At 70.0% G+C, this 16,518-nt stretch carries 14 protein-coding genes; 11 read left to right on the plus strand and 3 right to left on the minus strand.

Translation table 11 applies throughout. The annotated features are described in order from the left end of the window. The first annotated feature begins 29 nt into the window (after positions 1–29). The 6 genes from ruvB (at position 30) to ACIQRW_RS35815 (ending at position 8,156) form a co-directional block, all read left to right on the plus strand. Entirely contained in the window at positions 30–1,118 is a 1,089-nt protein-coding gene (ruvB, locus tag ACIQRW_RS35790) for a Holliday junction branch migration DNA helicase RuvB (protein WP_403768831.1), read from the plus strand. Between the two features lie 166 nt (positions 1,119–1,284). Further along, positions 1,285–1,779: a preprotein translocase subunit YajC gene (yajC, locus tag ACIQRW_RS35795; RefSeq protein WP_403768834.1), complete on the plus strand. Its 495-nt coding sequence runs from the start codon at positions 1,285–1,287 to the stop codon at positions 1,777–1,779. Between the two features lie 150 nt (positions 1,780–1,929). Next, complete coding sequence (secD, locus tag ACIQRW_RS35800; RefSeq protein WP_403768837.1) at positions 1,930–3,708, plus strand: protein translocase subunit SecD; 1,779 nt, start codon at positions 1,930–1,932, stop codon at positions 3,706–3,708. 1 nt (position 3,709) lies between these two features. After that, positions 3,710–4,798, plus strand: a complete 1,089-nt coding sequence (secF, locus tag ACIQRW_RS35805) for a protein translocase subunit SecF (RefSeq protein WP_265602734.1) — start codon at positions 3,710–3,712, stop codon at positions 4,796–4,798. 3 nt (positions 4,799–4,801) lie between these two features. Continuing rightward, positions 4,802–5,353, plus strand: coding sequence for an adenine phosphoribosyltransferase (locus ACIQRW_RS35810; RefSeq protein ID WP_403768839.1), 552 nt, complete (start codon positions 4,802–4,804; stop codon positions 5,351–5,353). A 169-nt stretch (positions 5,354–5,522) separates the two neighbouring features. Beyond that, positions 5,523–8,156, plus strand: coding sequence for a RelA/SpoT family protein (locus ACIQRW_RS35815; RefSeq protein WP_403768842.1), 2,634 nt, complete (start codon positions 5,523–5,525; stop codon positions 8,154–8,156). 63 nt (positions 8,157–8,219) lie between these two features. Here the strand turns inward: ACIQRW_RS35815 and ACIQRW_RS35820 are convergent, their stop codons facing one another. Then, positions 8,220–9,449 carry a DUF349 domain-containing protein gene (locus ACIQRW_RS35820; protein ID WP_403768845.1) on the minus strand — a complete coding sequence of 410 codons (1,230 nt, stop codon included), beginning with the start codon at positions 9,447–9,449 and terminating at the stop codon, positions 8,220–8,222. Between the two features lie 226 nt (positions 9,450–9,675). Next, positions 9,676–10,467 carry a peptidylprolyl isomerase gene (locus ACIQRW_RS35825; RefSeq protein WP_403768847.1) on the minus strand — a complete coding sequence of 264 codons (792 nt, stop codon included), beginning with the start codon at positions 10,465–10,467 and terminating at the stop codon, positions 9,676–9,678. 148 nt (positions 10,468–10,615) lie between these two features. On the opposite strand from ACIQRW_RS35825, the gene ACIQRW_RS35830 reads away from it, so the two are divergent. The 4 genes from ACIQRW_RS35830 to ACIQRW_RS35845 all read left to right on the plus strand — a co-directional run bounded on the left by ACIQRW_RS35830 (position 10,616) and on the right by ACIQRW_RS35845 (position 14,980). Continuing rightward, on the plus strand, positions 10,616–11,305 hold the full coding sequence (locus ACIQRW_RS35830; RefSeq protein ID WP_215107317.1) for an MBL fold metallo-hydrolase: 690 nt from the start codon (positions 10,616–10,618) through the stop codon (positions 11,303–11,305). Between the two features lie 15 nt (positions 11,306–11,320). After that, on the plus strand, positions 11,321–12,583 hold the full coding sequence (gene hisS, locus ACIQRW_RS35835) for a histidine--tRNA ligase (RefSeq protein WP_403768850.1): 1,263 nt from the start codon (positions 11,321–11,323) through the stop codon (positions 12,581–12,583). 313 nt (positions 12,584–12,896) lie between these two features. Further along, complete coding sequence (locus ACIQRW_RS35840; RefSeq protein ID WP_403768853.1) at positions 12,897–13,535, plus strand: vitamin K epoxide reductase family protein; 639 nt, start codon at positions 12,897–12,899, stop codon at positions 13,533–13,535. Positions 13,536–13,609: 74 nt separating this feature from the next. Then, positions 13,610–14,980: a replication-associated recombination protein A gene (locus ACIQRW_RS35845; protein WP_403768856.1), complete on the plus strand. Its 1,371-nt coding sequence runs from the start codon at positions 13,610–13,612 to the stop codon at positions 14,978–14,980. Between the two features lie 19 nt (positions 14,981–14,999). On the opposite strand, the gene ACIQRW_RS35850 is transcribed toward ACIQRW_RS35845, so the two are convergent. After that, on the minus strand, positions 15,000–15,701 hold the full coding sequence (locus tag ACIQRW_RS35850) for a DUF2470 domain-containing protein (RefSeq protein WP_403768859.1): 702 nt from the start codon (positions 15,699–15,701) through the stop codon (positions 15,000–15,002). Between the two features lie 188 nt (positions 15,702–15,889). Between ACIQRW_RS35850 and rpsD the strand changes: the two genes are divergently transcribed. Continuing rightward, the gene (rpsD, locus tag ACIQRW_RS35855; protein WP_015607373.1) at positions 15,890–16,504 is read left to right on the plus strand and encodes a 30S ribosomal protein S4; all 615 of its coding nucleotides are present in this window, start codon (positions 15,890–15,892) and stop codon (positions 16,502–16,504) included. Positions 16,505–16,518 lie beyond the last annotated feature (14 nt).

Here is a 16,518-nt window from a genome sequence, read left to right on the forward strand (position 1 = left end):
CCGGCACCGAACCACCGAAGAGGCCCTTGATGAACTGGGACGAGACCGGACCCGAGACCGACGAGCCGACCGGCCCGGTCTTCGACGACCGGCTGGTCGACGCCGGCCATCTCGACGGCGAGGACACCGCGGTCGAGGCGGCGCTGCGCCCCAAAGACCTGGAGGAGTTCGTCGGCCAGGAAAGGGTCCGCGAACAGCTCGACCTGGTTCTCAAGGCCGCCCGCGCCCGCGGCGCCACCGCCGACCACGTACTGCTCTCCGGCGCTCCCGGCCTCGGCAAGACCACTCTTTCGATGATCATCGCGGCGGAGATGAACGCCCCGATCAGGATCACCTCGGGCCCCGCCATCCAGCACGCCGGCGACCTCGCGGCGATCCTTTCGTCCCTCCAGGAGGGCGAGGTCCTCTTCCTCGACGAGATCCACCGCATGTCCCGGCCCGCCGAGGAGATGCTCTACATGGCGATGGAGGACTTCCGGGTCGACGTCATCGTCGGCAAGGGCCCCGGCGCCACCGCCATCCCGCTCGAACTGCCCCCTTTCACCCTGGTCGGGGCCACCACCCGGGCCGGGCTGCTCCCGCCCCCGCTGCGCGACCGCTTCGGCTTCACCGGGCACATGGAGTTCTACGCCCCCGCCGAGCTGGAGCGCGTCATCCACCGCTCCGCCCGCCTCCTCGACGTCGGCATCGACGTGGAGGGCGCCGCCGAGATCGCCGGACGCTCCCGCGGCACCCCCCGTATCGCCAACCGCCTGCTGCGCCGCGTCCGCGACTACGCCCAGGTCAAGGCGGAGGGCACGATCGACCGGGAGATCGCGAAGGCCGCCCTCAAGGTGTACGAGGTTGACGCCCGCGGACTCGATCGGCTGGACCGCGCCGTCCTCGGCGCCCTGCTGAAGCTCTTCGGCGGCGGCCCGGTGGGGCTGTCCACGCTGGCGGTCGCGGTGGGGGAGGAGCGGGAGACCGTCGAGGAGGTCGCCGAGCCCTTCCTCGTAAGGGAAGGACTGCTGGCCAGGACCCCGCGCGGCCGCGTCGCCACCCCGGCGGCCTGGGGGCATCTGGGACTGGTGCCGCCGCAGCACGGAGCAAAGGGACAACAGGGCCTGTTCGGGGCGTGATGCGTCACAGGTTCGCGTGCACAGGAACCCCGGTGCCATGCTGGGCGTTGTTCCATCGATGCGGACTCGCTTAGACTCCGCCGATGCCGCCCTTACCGGTCGGTGTACCCACCCCCGTATATACAGGCCGCATTCCAGCGCGGTCGTGCGAAGGAATTCCCGTCCCGTGGATATCTTGACTCTCCTCCCCTTCATCGTGCTCATCGGGGCCATGTTCCTGATGACCCGCTCCGCCAAGAAGAAGCAGGCGGCGGCCGCGCAGATGCGCAACGACATGCAGCCCGGCACCGGCGTCCGGACGATCGGGGGCATGTACGCCACCGTCAAGGAAGTCCACGACGACACCGTTCTCCTTGAGGTCGCTCCCGGCGTGCACGCCATCTACGCGAAGAACTCCATCGGCGCCGTCCTGGACGACGCGGAGTACAACCGCATCGTGCACGGTGACGACCAGGAGCTGGACGCGGACGGCACCGTCGTTCCCGACGACGCCTCCTCGCTGACCGGAGAGTCCGACTCCGCCGAGGTCGCCAAGATCGACCTGGCCAAGGACGACGCGGCCGACGACGCCGAGCCCGAGGACGCGGCGGTCAAGGAAGTCAAGGACGTCAAGGACGCCAAGGACGAGAGCAAGACCGACGGCGACGCCGACTCCAAGTAGTTCTCACGAGCCCGGGGACGTCGCGCGCCCACCGGCGCGCGGCGTCCCCGGGACCGTGCGGTCGTCTGCGGGGGCAGGGTCCCCACTACACTTCGTGGCCGCTCGGGCGCGTACCCGGCGCGGGGCGGTTGGACAGGGAGAAACGAGAAGGTGGCAGCACCCAAGAAGGGCCGAGGGCCGTCCGGCGGTCAGGGCAGGCCGGGGCGTGCCCTGGCTCTGATCCTCATCGCCATGGTCGCGCTCACCGGCGGGATGTTCCTGTCCGGGCACACGACGCCGCGGCTGGGCATCGACCTGGCCGGCGGGACGTCGATCACGCTGGAGGCACAGAACCAGCCCGGCAAGCCGAACGCGATCAACCAGACCAACATGAACACCGCGGTCGGGATCATCGAGCGGCGTGTCAACGGTCTGGGCGTCTCCGAGGCCGAGGTCCAGACCCAGGGCTCGAAGAACATCATCGTCAACATCCCCAAGGGGACGAACTCCAAGCAGGCCCAGGAGCAGGTCGGCACCACCGCCCAGCTCTACTTCCGGCCTGTTCTGACGGTTCAGGCGAGCGGCCCCGAGCAGCCCACACCCTCCGGCTCCGGGACTCCCTCGGGCAGCGCAACCCCGAAGCCCGGCGAGTCCGCCGAAGGTGAGGACAAGCCCAAGGACGAGGGCGAGGAGGCCACTGATTCGGAGGCCACCCCCTCGGCGAGCGCCACCACCCAGGGCCGCGCGGTCACCGGGGCCCTGACGAAGGACGACCCGACCCCCGGCGCCTCCGACAAGCCGAAGCCGTCCGATTCCCCCGAGGCGACGCCCCCTGCGGACCCGGCGACGGCCAAGCTCCAGGAGGAGTTCGCCAAGCTCGACTGCACGGACCCCAAGCAGCGCACCGAGGCCGGCAAGGACGCCAAGCCCACCGACTCGATCGTCGCCTGCGGTTCGAACGTCCCGGGCAGCTACGAGAAGTACGTCCTCGGCCCGGCCGAGGTCTCCGGCAGCGACGTCGACGACGCCAAGGGCGCCATCGAGCAGCAGACCGGCGAGTGGATCGTGTCGATGGAGTTCACCTCCGCCGGCGCCAAGAAGTTCCAGACGATCACCGGTCGGCTCTCGCAGCAGCAGCCGCCGATGAACCAGTTCGCGATCGTCCTCGACGGCGAGGTCGTCTCCGCGCCCTCGGTGCGCACGGCGCTCAGCAAGAACGCCCAGATCTCCGGCAGCTTCGACCAGCAGTCCGCCGAGGACCTCGGCAACATCCTGTCGTACGGTGCGCTTCCGCTGACCTTCGAGGAGGTGAGCGTCACCACGGTGACCGCCGCCCTCGGCGACGAGCAGCTCAAGGCGGGTCTGATCGCCGGTGCGATCGGTCTGGCGCTGGTCGTGATCTATCTGGTCGCCTACTACCGGGGGTTGGCGTTCATCGCGCTGCTGAGCCTCTTGGTCTCGGGCATCCTGACGTACACGATCATGTCCCTACTGGGCCCAGCCATCGGCTTCGCGCTGAACCTCCCGGCGGTCTGCGGTGCCATCGTCGCGATCGGTATCACAGCGGACTCGTTCATCGTGTACTTCGAACGCGTGAGAGACGAGATCCGCGAGGGACGCACGCTGCGCCCGGCCATCGAGCGCGCCTGGCCACGTGCCCGGCGCACCATCCTGGTCTCCGACTTCGTGTCGTTCCTGTCCGCGATCGTCCTCTTCATCGTCACCGTCGGCAAGGTGCAGGGCTTCGCCTTCACGCTCGGCCTCACCACCCTGCTCGACGTCGTCGTAGTGTTCCTCTTCACCAAGCCCCTGATGACGCTCATGGGCCGGACGAAGTTCTTCTCCAAGGGCGGATCGTGGTCCGGGCTGGACCCGAAGCGGCTCGGCGCCCAGCCGCCGTTGCGCCGCTCGCGCCGTGTCAACGCCCCCACCGAACCGAAGGAGGCGTGAGATGTCGCGACTCGGCAATCTCGGCGCCCGGCTCTACCGCGGCGAGGTCGGCTACGACTTCATCCGCAACCGCAAGATCTGGTACGGCATCTCGATCCTGATCACCATCACGGCCATCATCGGCGTGGCGGTCGGCGGCCTCCGCATGGGCATCGAGTTCAAGGGCGGCGCGGTCTTCACGACCGACACCAAGGCCCAGATCTCCACCGCCCAGGCCACGGACGTGGCGACCGAGGCCTCCGGCCACCTGGCGATCGTGCAGGAGCTCGGCAACGGCGGTCTGCGCATCCAGATCACCGAGGTCGACACCGCCAAGGCCAACGAGATCAAGGAGACGCTCTCCGACGAGCTCGGCATCCCCGCCAACGACATCAACGCGGACCTGGTCGGCCCCAGCTGGGGCGAGCAGATCGCGAACAAGGCGTGGACCGGTCTCGGGGTCTTCATGATCCTGGTGGTGATCTATCTGGCCATCGCCTTCGAGTGGCGGATGGCCGTCGCCGCCCTCATCGCGCTGATCCACGACATCACCATCACGGTCGGCGTCTACGCCCTGGTCGGCTTCGAGGTCACACCGGGCACGGTGATCGGTCTGCTGACCATTCTCGGTTACTCCCTGTACGACACGGTGGTGGTCTTCGACAGCCTCAAGGAGGGCCAGAAGGACATCACCAAGCAGACCCGCTTCACGTACAGCGAGATCGCCAACCGGTCGATCAACAGCACTCTGGTCCGCTCGATCAACACCACCGTGGTGGCGCTCCTGCCGGTCGCCGGTCTGCTGTTCATCGGCGGCGGCGTCCTCGGCGCGGGCATGCTGAACGACATCTCGCTGTCGCTGTTCGTCGGTCTGGCCGCCGGTGCCTACTCCTCGATCTTCATCGCCACGCCGCTCGTCGCCGACCTCAAGGAGCGCGAGCCGCAGATGAAGGCGCTGAAGAAGCGGATCCTCGCCAAGCGGGCCGCCGCGGCCGCCAAGGGCGAGTCCCCCGACGACGACGGCCCCGAGGACCAGTACGACGACGCCGAGACCGCGGGCACGGCGATCGGCCGTCCCCGGTCGCACGGCCGCACCCCCGGGAAGCGCTGAGCGATGACGAGCACCACCGAATCCACCAGGGAGCTGCTGCTCAGCCGGATCCGCGATGTCGCGGACTACCCGAAGCCGGGCGTGATGTTCAAGGACATCACCCCGCTGCTCGCGGACCCGGTGGCGTTCACGGCGCTCACCGACGCCCTCGCGGAGCTGTGCGTACGGCACGGCGCCACGAAGATCGTCGGCCTGGAGGCGCGCGGCTTCATCCTGGCCGCGCCCGTCGCGGTCCGGGCGGGCATCGGGTTCATCCCGGTCCGCAAGGCCGGGAAGCTCCCCGGCGCCACGCTGAGCCAGTCCTACGAGCTGGAGTACGGCAGCGCGGAGATCGAGATCCACGCCGAGGACCTCGACGCGGAGGACCGGGTCATGATCATCGACGACGTCCTCGCCACCGGCGGCACCGCCGAGGCCTCGCTGGAGCTCATCCGGCGGGCCGGCGCCAAGGTCGCGGGCGTCGCGGTCCTCATGGAGCTCGGCTTCCTCGCGGGCCGGGCCCGCCTGGAGCCGGGCCTCGCAGGCGCACCGCTGGAGGCCCTGATCACGGTCTGATCCGCCGGTCACCGTCCTGCGACGGACACCGAGCACGAGGGATGGGCACCCGGGAACACCGGGTGCCCATCCCTCGTTGTGCAGGCTCCCACCGTCCCCGGGCGAGGTCCCGCCGGGGGATCGATACCATGGGCTCTCCGGGTACCCCGGATCCGCACGAGGAGCGCTCTTGCCAGACGAGGCCCAGTCAGCCGCCGCCCCGCAGCCCGACAAGCCCGTGGCGGCCCCCGCCACGCCGGAAAAGGCCGCGCCCTCGAACGCGCCGGAGCCCGCGCCCGCCGAGCCCGCCGCCGACGCCGCGCGCCCCCCGGCCGCCGCGAAGCCCGCCGGGCCGGCCGCCCCTCCCGCGAAGCCCGCGGGCCCCGAGACGCCGCCGAATCCGGCCGGGCCCACGGGCCCGGCGCAGCCCCCGGCCAGGAAGCCGGCCGCCGCCGCGCCCAAGCCCCCGGCCCCCGGGCCTCCCGCGAGGACCGGGGCCACCGCCGGGTCCGCCTCCCGCACCGGCGGCTCCTCCAACCGCGTGCGGGCCCGCCTCGCCCGACTGGGCGTACAGCGCTCCAGCCCGTACAACCCGGTCCTGGAACCCCTCCTGCGTACGGTCCGGGGCAACGACCCCAAGATCGAGACGGCCACGCTCCGCCAGATCGAGAAGGCCTACCAGGTCGCCGAGCGCTGGCACCGCGGTCAGAAGCGCAAGAGCGGCGACCCCTACATCACCCACCCGCTGGCCGTCACCACGATCCTCGCCGAGCTGGGCATGGACCCGGCGACGCTGATGGCGGGCCTGCTGCACGACACCGTCGAGGACACCGAGTACGGCCTGGACACCCTGCGGCGCGACTTCGGCGACCAGGTCGCCCTGCTCGTCGACGGCGTCACCAAGCTCGACAAGGTCAAGTTCGGCGAGGCCGCACAGGCCGAGACCGTACGCAAGATGGTCGTCGCCATGGCCAAGGACCCCCGGGTCCTGGTCATCAAGCTCGCCGACCGCCTGCACAACATGCGCACCATGCGCTACCTCAAGCGGGAGAAGCAGGAGAAGAAGGCCCGCGAGACGCTGGAGATCTACGCCCCGCTGGCGCACCGGCTGGGCATGAACACCATCAAGTGGGAGCTGGAGGACCTCGCCTTCGCGATCCTCTACCCCAAGATGTACGACGAGATCGTCCGGCTCGTCGCCGAGCGCGCCCCCAAGCGCGACGAATACCTCGCCATAGTGACCGACGAGGTCCAGGCCGACCTGCGCGCCGCCCGCATCAAGGCCACCGTCACCGGCCGCCCCAAGCACTACTACAGCGTCTACCAGAAGATGATCGTGCGAGGCCGCGACTTCGCCGAGATCTACGACCTGGTGGGCATCCGCGTCCTCGTCGACACGGTCCGCGACTGCTACGCGGCGCTCGGCACCGTCCACGCCCGGTGGAACCCGGTGCCCGGGCGGTTCAAGGACTACATCGCGATGCCCAAGTTCAACATGTACCAGTCACTGCACACCACGGTGATCGGTCCCAGCGGCAAGCCCGTCGAGCTCCAGATCCGGACGTTCGACATGCACCGCCGCGCCGAGTACGGCATCGCCGCCCACTGGAAGTACAAGCAGGAGCCCTCCGCCGGCGCCTCCAAGGTGCGTACCGACGTACCCAAGAGCACCGGGCGCGGGCAGGACACCGTCAACGACATGGCGTGGCTGCGTCAGCTCCTGGACTGGCAGAAGGAGACCGAGGACCCCAGCGAGTTCCTGGAGTCCCTGCGCTTCGACCTCTCGCGCAACGAGGTCTTCGTCTTCACGCCGAAGGGCGACGTGATAGCGCTGCCGGCCGGCGCGACCCCCGTCGACTTCGCGTACGCCGTCCACACCGAGGTCGGCCACCGGACCATAGGAGCACGCGTCAACGGGCGGCTCGTCCCGCTCGAATCGACGCTCGACAACGGCGACCTGGTCGAGGTCTTCACCTCCAAGGCGGCCGGCGCCGGGCCCTCCCGGGACTGGCTCGGCTTCGTCAAGTCGCCGCGCGCCCGCAACAAGATCCGCGCCTGGTTCTCCAAGGAGCGCCGCGACGAGGCCATCGAGCAGGGCAAGGACTCCATCGCGCGCGCCATGCGCAAGCAGAACCTGCCGATCCAGCGCATCCTGACCGGCGACTCCCTGGTCACCCTCGCCCACGAGATGCGCTACCCGGACATCTCCTCGCTGTACGCGGCGATCGGCGAGGGCCATGTCGCGGCGGCGGGCGTCGTGCAGAAGCTGGTGCAGGCACTCGGCGGCCACGACGAGGCCAACGAGGACCTCGCCGAGTCCACCCCGCCCTCGCACGGCGGTCGCAGCAAGCGCCGCGCCAACGCGGATCCCGGCGTCGTCGTCAAGGGCGTCGAGGACGTCTGGGTCAAGCTGGCCCGCTGTTGTACGCCCGTCCCCGGCGACCCGATCATCGGCTTCGTCACCCGGGGCAGCGGCGTCTCCGTGCACCGCGCCGACTGCGTCAACGTGGAGTCGCTCTCGCAGCAGCCCGAACGGATCCTGGAGGTCGAGTGGGCCCCCACCCAGTCCTCCGTCTTCCTGGTCGCCATCCAGGTCGAGGCGCTGGACCGCTCACGGCTGCTCTCCGACGTCACCCGGATCCTCTCCGACCAGCACGTCAACATCCTGTCGGCGGCCGTCCAGACCTCCCGCGACCGGGTGGCCACCTCGCGGTTCACCTTCGAGATGGGCGACCCCAAGCACCTGGGCCACGTCCTGAAGGCCGTACGCGGCGTGGAGGGCGTCTACGACGTCTACCGCGTCACCTCGGCCCGCAGGCCGTAGCAGCGGCAAACGGAAAGGCCCCGGTACGCATCGCGTACCGGGGCCTTCTGGCAGCCGTCTCTCTCAGCCGCCGAACTCCTCCAGGCCCTTGAGCGCCTGGTCCAGCAGCGCCTGGCGCCCCTCCAGCTCCTTGGCCAGCTTGTCCGCACGGGCGTTGTTGCCCTGGGCACGCGCGGTGTCGATCTGGCCGCGCAGCTTGTCCACGGCGGCCTGGAGCTGACCCGTCAGACCCGCGGCGCGGGCCCGCGCCTCCGGGTTCGTCCGGCGCCACTCCGACTCCTCGGACTCCTGGAGCACCCGCTCCACCGCCTGCATCCGGCCCTCGACCTTCGGGCGGGCGTCACGCGGTACGTGGCCGATGGCCTCCCAGCGCTCGTTGATGGACCGGAACGCGGCCCGGGCCGCCTTGAGGTCCTTCACCGGCACCAGCTTCTCGGCCTCCGCGGCGAGCTCCTCCTTGAGCTTGAGGTTCTCGCCCTGCTCGGCGTCCCGCTCCGCGAAGACCCCGCTGCGGGCGGCGAAGAAGACGTCCTGGGCGCCGCGGAAACGGTTCCACAGGTCGTCCTCGGACTCGCGCTGGGCGCGGCCCGCCGCCTTCCACTCGGTCATCAGGTCGCGGTAACGCGCGGCCGTGGTCACCCAGTCCGTGGAGCCGGACAGCGCCTCGGCCTCGGTGACCAGCTTCTCCTTGGCCTTGCGGGCGTCCTCGCGCTGGGCGTCCAACGCGGCGAAGTGGGCCTTGCGCCGCTTGGAGAACGCCGAGCGGGCGTGCGAGAAGCGGTGCCACAGCTCGTCGTCCGACTTGCGGTCGAGGCGGGGGAGACCCTTCCAGGTGTCCACCAGCGCCCGCAGCCGCTCGCCCGCGGAGCGCCACTGCTCGCTCTGCGCCAGCTCCTCCGCCTCGGCGACCAGCGCCTCCTTGGCCTGCTTGGCCTCGTCGGTCTGCTTGGCCTTGAGGACCTTGCGCTCCTCGCGCCGCGCCTCGACCGTCGCGACGAGCGCGTCCAGCCGCTTGCGCAGCGCGTCGAGGTCGCCCACCGCGTGGTGTTCGTCGACCTGCTGCCGCAGGTGGTCGATGGCCGTCGTCGCGTCCTTCGCCGACAGATCGGTGGTCTTCACCCGCCGTTCGAGGAGGCCGATCTCGACCACAATGCCGTCGTACTTGCGCTCGAAATAGGCCAGAGCCTCCTCGGGCGAACCGGCCTGCCACGATCCGACGACCTGCTCGCCCTCGGCTGTACGCACGTACACGGTGCCCGTCTCATCGACGCGGCCCCACGGGTCGCTGCTCACAGCGCCTCCTCCACCTGATGCCTGCGAGGGGGTTCGCCCCCCGGGCATCGTCCACAGTTTCCTGGGGCGGGCATCGCCCGCCCTGCACAACGCCAATCTAGGCGACCGGCCACCCGGCTGTCCGCACTCAGCACGGCCGAAATTCTTCCCTCCGGCCACCGGCGGCGCTCCGCCCCGCCGGTGGCCGCCCGGCCGGTCGCCGTCCCGCCGGTCCCGTCCCGCCGGTTCAGCCCTTCTCGACCGAAGCCTTCTCGACCGTCACGGCCTTCTTCGGGGCGCCGTCGCCCGCACCGCCCTCGACACCGGCCTCGCCGACCTTCTGGACGGCCTTCAGCGAGGCGTCGTCCATCGTGCCGAACGGGGTGTAGGTGGGCGGGAGCTTGGTCTCCTTGTAGACCAGGAAGTACTGGCTGCCACCGGAGTTCGGCTGGCCGGTATTGGCCATCGCCACCGTGCCCGGCGGGTAGACGACCGTGCCGTCGGCGCCCGCCTTGCCGAGCGCGTCCAGGTTCTCGTCCGGGATGTTGTAGCCAGGACCGCCCGTGCCGTCGCCCTTCGGGTCGCCGCACTGGAGCACGAAGATGCCCTGGGTGGTCAGCCGGTGGCACTTGGTGTCGTCGAAGTAGCCCTTGTCGGCGAGCGCCTTGAAGGAGTTCACCGTCTCCGGAGTCTTCGCCGCGTCCATCGAGAAAGCTATGTCGCCCTGGCTCGTCTTGAGCGACATCGTGTACGTCGCCTTTTTGTCGATCTTCATCGGCGGCGTGGGAGCCTTGCTCTCGCTCTCCGAAGGCTCCGGAGTGGGGCTCTGGCTCGCCGCCGCCTCGCTCTTCTTGTCCTTGTCGTCGTCCTTGCCCGCCACCACGAACGCGCTCACGCCCACGACGGCGACCACGGCCACCGAGGCCGCGACGATCGCGGTGATGCGCCTCGTCCTGCTGCGGGCTTCCTCCCGGCGCTTCTGCTGGCGCTCGAACTTTTCCCGGGCGAGCTGCCGCCGCCGCTGTTCGCTGCTGGACACCGGTGGGCTCCTTGTTACGTCGTGAGATGAGGGCCTGAGCTGCCCGTACCGTATATGGGTTACCTGTGTCATGAGGAGCGCCGGTAGGCTCTGATCTGCCGCATCCTTCGCCGTTGCCGCATCCTCCGGACGAACATTAAGGACGATCGTGCTCATTGCCGGGTTCCCCGCCGGGGCCTGGGGGACCAATTGCTATCTGGTCGCCCCCGCCGCCGGTGAGGAGTGCGTGATCATCGACCCGGGCCACCAGGCCGCCCAGGGCGTCGAGGAAACGTTGAAGAAGCATCGGCTCAAGCCCGTCGCCGTCGTGCTCACCCACGGCCATATCGACCACGTCGCCTCGGTCGTCCCCGTCTGCGGCGCCCATGACGTCCCCGCCTGGATCCATCCCGAGGACCGCTACATGATGAGCGACCCGGAGAAGGCGCTCGGCCGCTCGATCGGGATGCCGCTCATGGGCGAGCTGACCGTGGGGGAGCCGGACGACGTCAAGGAGCTGACCGACGGCTCGAAGCTGACCCTGGCCGGTCTGGAGTTCGGCGTCTCGCACGCGCCCGGCCATACCAAGGGGTCGGTGACGTTCGGGATGCCCGAGGCCGCGGACATTCCGCCGGTCTTCTTCTCGGGCGACCTGCTCTTCGCCGGCTCCGTCGGACGCACCGACCTGCCCGGCGGCGACCACGCCGAGCTGCTCGAGTCGCTGGCCCGTGTGTGCCTGCCGCTCGACGACTCGACCGTGGTGCTGTCCGGCCACGGCCCCCAGACGACCATCGGCCGCGAGCGCGCCTCCAACCCGTTCCTGAACGGTCTGGACGCGGCGCCGCGCCGAGGAATGTAGACGAGAGACGTAATCGTGAGCACCTTTCAGGCCCCCAAGGGCACGTACGACCTGACCCCGCCCCGTTCCGCGACGTTCCTCGCCGTGCGCGAGGCCATCGCGGCCCCGCTGCGCGACTCGGGCTACGGCTACATCGAGACGCCCGGCTTCGAGAACGTCGAGCTCTTCGCCCGCGGTGTCGGTGAGTCCACCGACATCGTCACCAAGGAGATGTACACCCTCACCACCAAGGGCGGCGACCAGCTCGCCCTGCGCCCCGAGGGCACCGCGTCCGTGCTCCGCGCCGCCCTGGAGGCCAACCTCCACAAGGCGGGCAACCTCCCCGTCAAGCTCTGGTACTCCGGCTCGTACTACCGCTACGAGCGCCCGCAGGCGGGCCGCTACCGCCACTTCTCGCAGGTCGGCGCCGAGGCCATCGGCACCGAGGACCCGGTCCTGGACGCCGAGCTGATCATCCTCGCCGACCAGGCGTACCGCTCGCTGGGCCTGCGCCGGTTCCGCATCCTGCTGAACTCGCTGGGAGACAAGGAGTGCCGCCCGGTCTACCGCGAGGCGCTCCAGACCTTCCTGCGGGACCTGGAGCTCGACGAGGAGACCCGCCGCCGCATCGAGATCAACCCGCTGCGCGTCCTGGACGACAAGCGGGCCGACGTACAGAAGCAGCTCACGGACGCCCCGAAGCTCCGCGACTACCTCTGCGACGCGTGCAAGGCGTACCACGAGGAGGTCCGGGCGCTTCTCACAACCGCCGGGGTGGCCTTCGAGGACGACGAGAAGCTGGTGCGCGGCCTCGACTACTACACCCGTACGACCTTCGAGTTCGTCCACGACGGTCTCGGCGCCCAGTCCGCGGTGGGCGGCGGCGGCCGCTACGACGGACTGTCCGAGATGATCGGCGGCCCCGAGCTGCCGTCCGTCGGCTGGGCGCTCGGCGTGGACCGCACGGTCCTCGCGCTGGAGGCCGAGGGCATCGAGCTCGACCTGCCCTACACCACCAGCGTGTACGCGGTCCCGCTCGGCGAGGAGGCCCGCCGGACGCTGTTCGGCGTCGTCACCGAACTGCGCCGCGCGGGGATCGCCGCCGACTTCGCGTTCGGCGGCCGCGGCCTGAAGGGCGCGATGAAGAGCGCCAACCGCTCGGGCGCGCGCTACACCCTGGTCGCGGGCGAGCGTGATCTCGCCGAGGGCGTCGTCCAGCTCAAGGACATGGAGTCCGGCGAGCAGGGCCCGGTGAAGCTGGCCGAGGTCGCGGCGGAGCTGACGAAGCGCCTCGGCTGACCGAGCCGTGAGCGGGGCGCGGGCGGAAGGACATGAGGTCCTGCCGCCCGCGCCTTTCTCGTCCGTCGTCAACCCGGCGGGCGGGGATTCATCCTGGCCGGTGACCCCGACTTGGAGCCGCCCGCGCGGTCGGCGTCGCCGGACCGGCGCAGGGAACACGTACATCTTCCGTCGTCCCGGCCCCGCCACCCCGGGAGCCCGCCCGGCGGAGTACTCGCGGGCGCACACCTTTATGTCCATCGAACGGTTGATCCGTACGGGGGTGCGGCACAATGACCATGCCCGGCTGACCACTCGGTGATGGAACGGCGATATGACGACTGCAGCGGTAGACCACGATCTCTCCTCCGATCAGGACGAGGGTGGCCGCAAGCGCACCTTCGGGGCCGGACGCGGTCTCGCCCTGCTTCTGGTGATCACCGGCGCGGCCGGACTGCTGGCCGCCTGGGTCATCACGCTCGACAAGTTCAAGCTGCTGGAGGACCCCTCCTTCACCCCCGGGTGCAGCCTCAACCCCGTCGTCGCGTGCGGCAACATCATGAAGAGCGAGCAGGCCTCCGCGTTCGGGTTCCCCAACCCGATGCTGGGCCTCGTCACGTACGGCATGGTCATCGCGATCGGGATGGGGCTCCTCGCCGGCGCGCGCTTCCGCGGCTGGTTCTGGCTCGGGCTGAACGCCGGGACGCTCTTCGGCGTCGGCTTCTGCACCTGGCTCCAGTATCAGTCGCTGTACAACATCAACTCGCTCTGCCTGTGGTGCTGCCTGGCCTGGGTCGCCACCATCGTCATGTTCTGCTACGTGACCACGCACAACGTCAAGCACCGCATCCTCCCGGCCCCGGCCTGGCTGCGGAACGGGCTCACCGAGTTCCCGTGGGTGCTGCCGGTGATGTGGATCGGGATCATCGGCATGCTGATCCTGACCCGCTGGTGGGACTTCTGGACCAGCTGAGAGGCACCTACGACTTTTGGTAGGTAACCGACGCGGCCGGTTCGCTGTCAGTGGGGTCGCATAGGCTTCATGACGTGGAGCCCGACCTCTTTACCGCAGCCGCCGAAGACCGCCAGGAGAAGGACCCGTCCAGCAGCCCCCTCGCTGTCCGGATGCGTCCCCGTGTCCTCGACGAGGTCGTCGGCCAGCAGCATCTGCTGAAGCCGGGCTCGCCGCTGCGCCGTCTCGTGGGTGAGGGTGGCGGCGGTCCGGCCGGCGCCTCCTCGGTCATCCTGTGGGGCCCGCCCGGCACCGGCAAGACGACCCTGGCGTACGTGGTCAGCAAGGCGACCAACAAGCGCTTCGTCGAGCTCTCCGCGATCACCGCGGGCGTCAAGGAGGTCCGGGCCGTCATCGAGAGCGCGCGTCGCGCCACCGGTGGCTTCGGCAAGGAGACCGTCCTCTTCCTGGACGAGATCCACCGCTTCTCCAAGGCCCAGCAGGACTCCCTGCTCCCCGCCGTGGAGAACCGCTGGGTGACCCTCATCGCCGCCACCACGGAGAATCCGTACTTCTCGATCATCTCCCCGCTGCTGTCGCGGTCCCTGCTGCTCACCCTGGAATCGCTGACCGACGACGACCTGCGTGATCTGCTGCGCCGGGCGCTGACCGACGAGCGGGGGCTCGGCGGGGCGGTCACCCTGCCCGAGGACGCCGAGGCGCATCTGCTGCGCATCGCGGGCGGCGACGCGCGCCGGGCCCTGACGGCGCTGGAGGCCGCGGCGGGCGCGGCCATCGCCACGGGCGAGGCGGAGATCACCCTGGAGACGGTGGAGACGACCGTCGACCGCGCCGCCGTGAAGTACGACCGGGACGGCGACCAGCACTACGACGTGGCCAGCGCGCTCATCAAGTCGATCCGCGGCTCCGACGTGGACGCCGCTCTGCACTACCTGGCCCGCATGATCGAGGCGGGGGAGGACCCGCGGTTCATCGCCCGCCGGCTGATGATCTCGGCCAGCGAGGACATCGGCCTGGCCGACCCCACCGCGCTGCCGACCGCCGTGGCCGCCGCCCAGGCGGTGGCCATGATCGGGTTTCCGGAGGCGGCGCTCACCCTCAGCCACGCCACCATCGCACTGGCGCTCGCCCCCAAGTCCAACGCGGCGACCCTGGCGATCTCCGCCGCGCAGGAGGACGTGCGCAAGGGGCTCGCGGGACCCGTCCCGGCCCATCTGCGCGACGGTCATTACAAGGGCGCCGCCAAGCTCGGCCATGCCCAGGGGTATGTCTATCCGCACGACGTGCAGGGTGGCATCGCCGCCCAGCAGTACGCCCCGGACGCGGTCCGCGACCGGCGGTACTACACCCCGACCCGCTACGGCGCCGAGGCGCGGTACGCGGACGTCGTCGAGCGCGTTCGCGAGCGTCTGGGCCGTTCCGGCGAGAGCGCGGAGCCGTCCTAGAGCCGAGGCGGCCGCCGGATCAGGAGGCGGCCGCCTCGAAGAGCGTGTGCATGGCGCGGCGCAGCCCGGTGACGTCGCGGACCGGCTCCGGGAACTCGAAGCGGGCGTCGAAGCAGGAACCCCGGTCCTCGACGAAGCGGACCCGCAGCCCGAAGCGGTCCAGGGCGACCGGCACGGCCCTGGGCTGGTGGGGGGAGCAGGCGCGGGCGGTGCGCTCGCCCAGCAGACCGCACAGGGTGCGCATCTGCTCGTCGTGGGCGGAGTGCAGATGCTGGAGCAGCTCCGGCTCGTGGAAGACCAGCGGGTCGGGGGCCGCGTCCCGGAAGTCCTCCGGCTCGATGTCCTCGGCACCCCAGAGGTCGTCCACGTACGCCTCGCCGAACTCCAGGCGCAGCATCATCCGGCCGGGCTCGGCCAGGCCGGGGACGGAGGTGAGCCAGCCGGAGACCCACGCCCGGCCGCGGATCCGGTGCGGTACGGAGACCGGAGCGACGTCCGTGATCTCCAGCACGGCGGTCAGCTCGTCGCCCTGCGCGTGCGTCGCGGCCCGAACGGCCGGGGAATCCGCGGGGAATTCGAGGAACAGGTCGCCCTCGGGCCCCACGGTCCGGCTGTCCGGGATCAGGGGCTCGGCGCGGGCCAGATCGAGCCCCGGTACGACGAGCAGTGCGGAGCAGGTACTCTGTACGAGAGTTCGTGTGCGCTCGGCTGCTGACGGCATCCGAGTGTTTTCAAGCCCGCTGGGACGCGGCTGACCACGATCAGATCGGCCTTCCGTCGTAGCAGCACCTTCTGGTGTGCTGCCGCTGTCTGTGCTGTCCGTGACGTGAGTGGTGTTCCCAGGGCGAGACATGCGATCTCCTTGAGTAAGGTAAGCCTAACCTAACCTACAACGGAGGTCTGGAGAACGTGCCTAACCAGTCGCGTCCCAAGGTCAAGAAGTCGCGTGCCCTCGGCATCGCTCTGACGCCCAAGGCTGTCAAGTACTTCGAAGCTCGTCCGTACCCGCCGGGCGAGCACGGCCGTGGCCGCAAGCAGAACTCGGACTACAAGGTCCGTCTGCTGGAGAAGCAGCGCCTGCGTGCGCAGTACGACATCAGCGAGCGCCAGATGGCGCGCGCCTACGACCGTGCCAAGAAGGCCGAAGGCAAGACGGGCGAGGCGCTGGTCGTCGAGCTCGAGCGCCGCCTCGACGCCCTGGTCCTGCGTTCGGGCATCGCCCGCACCATCTACCAGGCCCGTCAGATGGTCGTCCACGGCCACATCGAGGTCAACGGTGGCAAGGTCGACAAGCCGTCCTTCCGTGTGCGCCCCGACGACGTCGTCCAGGTCCGCGAGCGCAGCCGCACCAAGGTCCCCTTCCAGGTGGCCCGCGAGGGTGGCTACGACACCGACGGTGAGACCCCGCGCTACCTCCAGGTGAACCTGAAGGCCCTGGCCTTCCGCCTGGACCGGGACCCGAACCGCAAGGAGATCCCGGTGATCTGCGACGAGCAGCTCGTCGTCGAGTACTACGCCCGCTGATCCAGGCGTAGCCG

The organism is Streptomyces sp. NPDC091287, from assembly GCF_044768525.1.
Lineage (GTDB): Bacteria > Actinomycetota > Actinomycetes > Streptomycetales > Streptomycetaceae > Streptomyces.